This window comes from Azospirillum sp. B506 (genome assembly GCF_000333595.1).
In the GTDB taxonomy this organism is placed as follows: domain Bacteria; phylum Pseudomonadota; class Alphaproteobacteria; order Azospirillales; family Azospirillaceae; genus Azospirillum.
The window spans coordinates 1-3,112 of sequence record NZ_BADK01001049.1 but is presented as its reverse complement, the minus strand read 5'-3'; the positions used below and the strand labels follow the sequence as shown (position 1 = coordinate 3,112).

Sequence of the window (3,112 nt, the reverse complement as noted above, 5' to 3'; positions counted from 1 at the left end):
ACCTACATGCCGTCGTGCACAGCCTGTCGATTCGCGCGGGCAGAATTTCGGCGGCCAATCCGTGTCCATCTTCGGCCAATCTTTCTCCGCGAATTCCACGGTTCAATTCGGACAGTCCAGCGCCCAAATCGTCTCGGTCCAGGATGATGTTATCAAGGTGCTCGTGCCGCCGGGGAATGGCATCGTGCCGGTACAGGTGACGACCCCGGCCGGCGTCAGTTCGGCACCCGCTTTGGCGCACTACACCTATGTCCCGTCAGTTACCCTTGTCACGCCTGTCGCCTTCGAAAAAGGCACCAACCTCTGGATCAGCGGGATCGGCATCGACGAATTCGTCAGCGTGACCTTCACCAAGGGCGACGAAAAAAGAACCGTGAGCAGAAGCAGCAAGCTCGTCTCCGGCGGACATGACAGGATCGTCGTGACCGCGCCGATGGACCGGATGACGGAAAGCCTGCCCGGCAGCGCACCCGCCTATCCGGATGTCGAAGTCGTCGTGCTCTGCACCAATGGAACGACATTGCCATACAAGATCGGCCGACGCTATGGCCACGCCCCGACGGTTACGGACACGTCTCCGAACGTGGGTCCCGCCAGCGGGGGCACGTCAGTGACGATTACCGGCTCCGGCTTCACCGGAGTGACGAGCGTCTGGTTTGGGAGCACCGAAAAGGTCATTCCCGCCAACGCGTCCGACACGACGATCGTTACGACCACCCCGCCGGGATTCGGCCGCTGCGGCATCAGGGTGCAGAACGTCAATGGTTTTAGCGAACAGAATCCCAACGCGTATTTCCTGTACCCGCCAAGGCTCAGCCGGCTGGCGCCGGATCCGGCTCCATACGGCGGTATTCTCGTCATCTTTGGTCGCGGGCTTGTGGATACCACCCACATCCTGCTGGGAAGCAGGAACATCAGCAATCTGGTCAGCAGAAACGAAGGCGAGATCGGATTCATGGTTCCCCAGGGCATTCCAACCGGCCCCACTCCCGTCGTGGTGGAGAACCAGGCCGGAAAAAGCAACACTCTCATGGTTACCGTGACGGCTTCGGGCGAACAATAGATCAGTCGCATTCTTTCGGGAACCGAGAAATATTTCACTCTGGAGTAAAAATATGGGCGAGCCTTTCATCGGGGAAATCAGAATGTTTTCGACACCAGTCCATATGCTCGAAAAGATTGGAGGCTGGAAAGATATTTGGCTTCCGTGCGATGGGCAATCTTACCCAACAAACCGTTATCCTGCCCTTTACGCCGTCATAGGACAAATCTATGGCCGTCCCAATGCGTATAGTTTCAATGTGCCTGATTTGCGGATGTGTGCTCCCATGGGAGCGTCGCTTTCAATTGGCAATTTGGGATCTAAAGAGGGAAGCAATAGCGTTACCCTTGCCGAATCGCAGCTCCCGATCCACACTCATTCGATCCAGTATCTGATCAACGCAAACTCCTCCTCCTACACCGGCACGCCGGGATCGGATGTCATGTTGACGCGGCTCAACGCGCCGCCGCTGACCTACTCCGGAAACATGCTTTTGGCTCCTGCCTTTATCACCGGAGGCGAAGGACTGGAGAATTACATGGATTCAAGAACGATCACGTCCTATGGACAGGACCAAGCCAATATCGCAGGTCACGAAAACAGACAGCCTTTCCTGGTATTGACCTTCGCGATTGCCCATGATGGAGAATTTCCTCAGAATTAGAGTCTGTCTGATTTATATAGAAGCATATCCTGCATGTCGGATGTATGCGGCGCACTTGTTTGGCTGGAAGTGCTCCAGCAGGTTTCCGATGCGCCGCCATACGGCTTCGATCGTTCTTTCCTCGGCTTTCCGGACCAAGGTTTTGAGCTTTGCGAACATCATCTCGATGGGATTGAGGTCAGGACGGCTGAAGTGGACCCTGTTTCCCGGACAGTTTGGCGGCTAGTGCACTGACGCAGACATAGGATTCACAGCGGGCTGCTGGTGTGCGATTCTGTCGGCATGGCCCAAACCGTCAGCGTCATCGTTGGAGCAGAGGATCGCGCGCGTTTGACCGCGCTCCTCGGCGACCGCAACCGCCCGCACAAGCATGTCCAGCGGGTGAACATCATCGTGCTCTCGGCCGAGCGGCTGCCGGTGCAGGAGGTGGCGCGCCGGGCCGGTGTCAGCCGCCCGGCGGTCTGGCGTTGGCAGATGCGCTACGCCGAACAAGGCGTCGATGGCCTGCTGCGCGACAAGACGCGCAAGCCCGGCCGGGCACCGCTGCCGCCCGCCACCGTGGCCAAGGTGCTGGCGCTGACCTGTTCGGAACCACCCGGCGCCGTGACACACTGGACCGGTCGGGCGGTGGCCAAGGCCGTCGGCATCAGCCTGCGCGCCGTGCAGCGCATCTGGGAAGCCAACCGGCTCCAGCCGCATCGGCTGCGCACCTTCAAGCGTTCCAACGATCCGGCTTTCGCCGCTAAGGCATTGGGCCAAAATAGACGAATCGAATGGTCTGGTCGTGCGGTAGGGGATTCTCGTCTGGAGTCGGAGCCTGTAGCTTCGGTTTGATGATTGATGAAGCCGCGCTCCGCCGCCAATACGCCCTGCTGCGTCCGAGCCTGGACGAGCGAGGCCGCCGTCTGTTCGCCGCCACGCAAGCGCAGGCCCTTGGGCATGGCGGGATCGCTGCGGTGGCGCGGGCCACCGGGATCGCGCCGAGCACGATTGGGCGCGGTTTGAAGGAGATCGCCACCGGCGTGCCGCCGTCGGGGGCGCGGTTGCGCCAGCCGGGCGGTGGACGCAAGCGGTTGACCGACCGGGATCCTCTGCTGGAGCGCACCCTGCTGGACTTGGTTTCCCCGATGACGCTGGGTTGCCCGGAGCGTCCGTTGCTGTGGGTGTCGAAGAGCCTCGAGAAGCTGGCGGCGGCGTTGCGGGACAAGGGCCATCGGGTGTCGGCCAACTCGGTGCGCCGCCTGCTGCGCCGGCTCGGCTTTTCCCGCCAGGGTAACCGTAAGGCCAATGAGGGACGCGGGCATCCCGACCGCGACGCACAGTTCGAGCACATCAATGCCCAGGTGCAGGCTTTCCAGGCAGCAGGCGCTCCCGTCATCTCGGGGACACCAAGAAGAAGGAGTGAT

2 protein-coding genes and 2 pseudogenes are annotated in these 3,112 nt (G+C 60.6%); all 4 read left to right on the top strand.

Annotated elements, in window-relative coordinates; genetic code table 11:
* The coding region (locus I71_RS32310) for an IPT/TIG domain-containing protein (RefSeq protein ID WP_148294433.1) at positions 1-1,063 on the top strand (1,063 nt) is incomplete at its 5' end.
* A gap of 52 nt (positions 1,064-1,115) precedes the next feature.
* Positions 1,116-1,706 carry a phage tail protein gene (locus I71_RS36685; RefSeq protein ID WP_083897502.1) on the top strand — a complete coding sequence of 197 codons (591 nt, stop codon included), beginning with the start codon at positions 1,116-1,118 and terminating at the stop codon, positions 1,704-1,706.
* 282 nt (positions 1,707-1,988) lie between these two features.
* Positions 1,989-2,453 (top strand): annotated as a pseudogene (locus I71_RS32305) (helix-turn-helix domain-containing protein); the annotation flags it as partial.
* A gap of 86 nt (positions 2,454-2,539) precedes the next feature.
* Positions 2,540-3,112: pseudogene (locus I71_RS32300) on the top strand (ISAzo13 family transposase); the annotation flags it as partial.

Bases quoted from the DNA above. Each gene is read 5' to 3' on its own strand.
- I71_RS36685 (WP_083897502.1), top strand. From the start codon at position 1,116: ATGGGCGAGCCTTTCATCGGGGAAATCAGAATGTTTTCGACACCAGTC.